General features: G+C 68.8%; 1 protein-coding gene. It reads right to left on the reverse strand.

Going from position 1 to position 3,010, the window contains the following annotated elements:
• Positions 1–3,010 (reverse strand): type I polyketide synthase (locus ACWDKQ_RS35600; protein WP_450143142.1); only part of this gene is annotated, 3,010 nt, incomplete at both ends.

Raw genomic sequence — 3,010 nt, forward strand, 5'->3', positions numbered from 1 at the left:
ACTCCCGGAGAACTCCCACCCACCAACTCAGACAACAAAAACTCCGCCAACACAAGCGGTGTCGGATAATCGAACACCAACGTCGCAGGCAACCGCAGACCGGTCTCGGTGGTCAGCCGGTTCCTGAGCTCAACCGCGGTCAGCGAGTCAAAGCCAAGGTCGGTGAGCGCATGGGTCACCGTGATCGGCTCGGCGGTGGCGTAACCGAGCACCCCGGCGACCTGGGTGCGCACCAAGTCGAGCAGCACGCCGTGCCGCTCGCCTTCGGGCAGTCGGACCAACCGGGCCCTCAGGGTATCCGCGCTCCCCGCGCCCGTGGCCGCAGAGCGTCGGGAAGCCCCGCGCACCAGACCACGCAGGATCGGCGGGATCACTCCCGCGCCGCGCAGGGCATGCGCATCGAGTCGCATGGCCACGACCGTCGCGTCGGCGACAGTGTCGACGGCCCGGTCGAACAACGCGAGTCCCTGTTCGTTCGACAACGCCGGCATCCCGGAGCGCTCTATGCGCCGGAGATCCAGTTCACCGAGGTGCGCGGTCATCGTGCCCCGCTGTGCCCACAAGCCCCACGCGATCGACAACGCGGGCAACCCGCGCGACCGCCGACGGGTGGCCAGCGCGTCGAGGGCCGCGTTCGCGGCGGCATAGTTGGCCTGGCCGGGGGTACCGAGCACCCCGGCGGCCGAAGAGAACAGGATGAACGCCGCGAGGTCATGGGTCTGTTCGTCCAGGTTCCGTGCGGCGTCGATCTTGGGCCGCATCACGGTTTCGAAGCGCTCGGGGGTCAGCGAGCCGAGGACACCGTCGTCGAGCACCCCAGCGGCGTGCACGACCGCCGTCAACGGATGTTCGACGGGGACCGACGCCAAGACTCCGGCGAGTTCCACGGAATCCGAAGCATCACAGGCCACAACGCGGACGTCTGCTCCGTGCGCGGTCATATCGGCCACCAGCTCCGCCACGCCCTCGGCATCCGGACCTCGGCGGCTGAGCAGCAGCAGGTTCCGCACACCGCGCTCCGCCACGAGATGCCGGGCCAGCAGCGAGCCCAGCCCGCCGGTGCCGCCGGTGATGAGCACTGTGCCGTTGGCGTCCCACGGCGAGCCGCTTTCCGGGGAGACCGAGACCATCGCCAGTCTGGCGACTCCGACCTGGCCGTCCCGGATTACGAGCTCTGGCTCGCCAGAGGCCAAGGCCCTCGGCAGCGCGGCTGCCGATGCGGTCGTATCGTCGAGGTCGATCAGGGCGAACCGGCTTGGATGCTCCGTGCAGGCCGTACGCACCAGTCCCCGCACGGCTGCCTGGCCGATGTCGAGCCCGGCTCCGCGAGTCACGAACACCAGCCGTGACTCGGCGAACCGCTCGTCCGCCAGCCATAGCTGGGTCTGTGCCAGGGCCAGCGTGGTGGTGGCACGCTCGGACGCACCAGGATGGACCCGAACGAGCACCGAGGCCGGGATCTCGCCGGTCAGGGCGTCGATGCCGTCCGGTCCGAGCTCGGCCCAGTCTTCGGTGGCCGATAACGAGGTCAGCGGCACCCATTCCGTGCGGAACAGCGGGTCAGCATCTGTCCGAGCCAGGTCGTCCGGCGAGACCTGACGCAGTACCAAGGACTCGACCGAGGCGACGACCGCGCCGCTGGAATCGAAGAGCGACAAGGACACGGTTTCCCGCCCCGTTGGGGTGAGTCGCACGCGAAGTTCCGTAGCGCCGGTGGCGTAGAACGCTACGCCGTTCCACGAGAACGGCAGACGTCCGCCACCGACTGCGGGCACGCTCGCGTGCAGCGCCGCGTCCAGCAACGCGGGGTGCAAGCCGAAACCGGTCGAGTCCCCGGTCAGAGCGACTTCGGCAAAGACTTCGTCACCGCGTCGCCACAGCGCTCTGAGGCCTTGGAACACGGGGCCGTAAGTGAAGCCGCTGGCGCGGAGTTCGGCGTAGAACCCGTTGAGGGACACTGGTTCGGCCCCGGACGGGGGCCACACCTCGATCTCAGGCCCCGGCGCGGGCGTGGCAGGGCTCAGCACACCGACGGCATGCCGGACCCACGACGTCTCAGACGTGCCGCGAGAGTGGAAGGTCACCACGCGTCTGCCGGTTTCGTCCGGTCCGCCGAGCGCGACCTGCACTTGCACACCGCCGTTTTCAGGCAGCACCAGCGACGCTTCGAGGGTCAGTTCGTCAACGCGGTCACAGCCGGCCTGTTCTCCGGCCTCAATCGCAAGTTCCACGAAACCCGTACCGGGGAACAAAATCGAGCCCGCCACCGTGTGATCGACGAGCCACGGTTGCGCACGCAGTGACAGGAGGCTGGTGAACAGGAGCCCATCCGAGCCGGGCAGCTCCACCCCGGCGCCGATCAGCGGGTGTTCCGATGCGGCCAAGCCGAGCGCGACCGCGTTTTCCCGTGGTTCCGCCACGTCTGGCCAATACCGCTCACGCTGGAATGCGTACGTCGGCAGCCCCACCCGGCGCGCCCCGGCGAACGCCGACGTCCAGTCGACGGCTAGTCCGTGCACGAACAGTTCCGCCGCCGACCGCCAGAACCGGTCGAGTCCGCCCTCACCACGTCTCAGCGTCATAGCCACCAGTGCGCGGTCCCCGGCGGTTTCGGCGATCCCAGCCGTCAGAACCGGATGCGGACTCACCTCCACGAACACACCGAACCCCTGGGCGAGCAGGGGCTCGGCGGTCTGCTGGAACCGGACGGTCTCGCGCAGATTGCGGCACCAGTAGCCGGCACCCATGTCAGTGGTGTCGAGCACGTCACCGGTGATGGTGGAATACAGCGGAATTCGCGCGTCGGCCGCAGTGATCCCCGCGAGGTCTCGCAGGATCTCGTCGCGAATCGACTCCGCCTGAACCGAATGCGACCGGGAGTCGGCCGGAGGGTGCACCGATGCCGTGCCGTCCTGCCCGGCCAGTGCCCGCAGAGCACGGCTGCGTAACGCGACCACCCGGGCCGCGTCCCGCAACGACAACGCCCCGGCCACATACGCCGCGGCGATCT

It is taken from the genome of Saccharopolyspora sp. NPDC000995, from assembly GCF_053599315.1.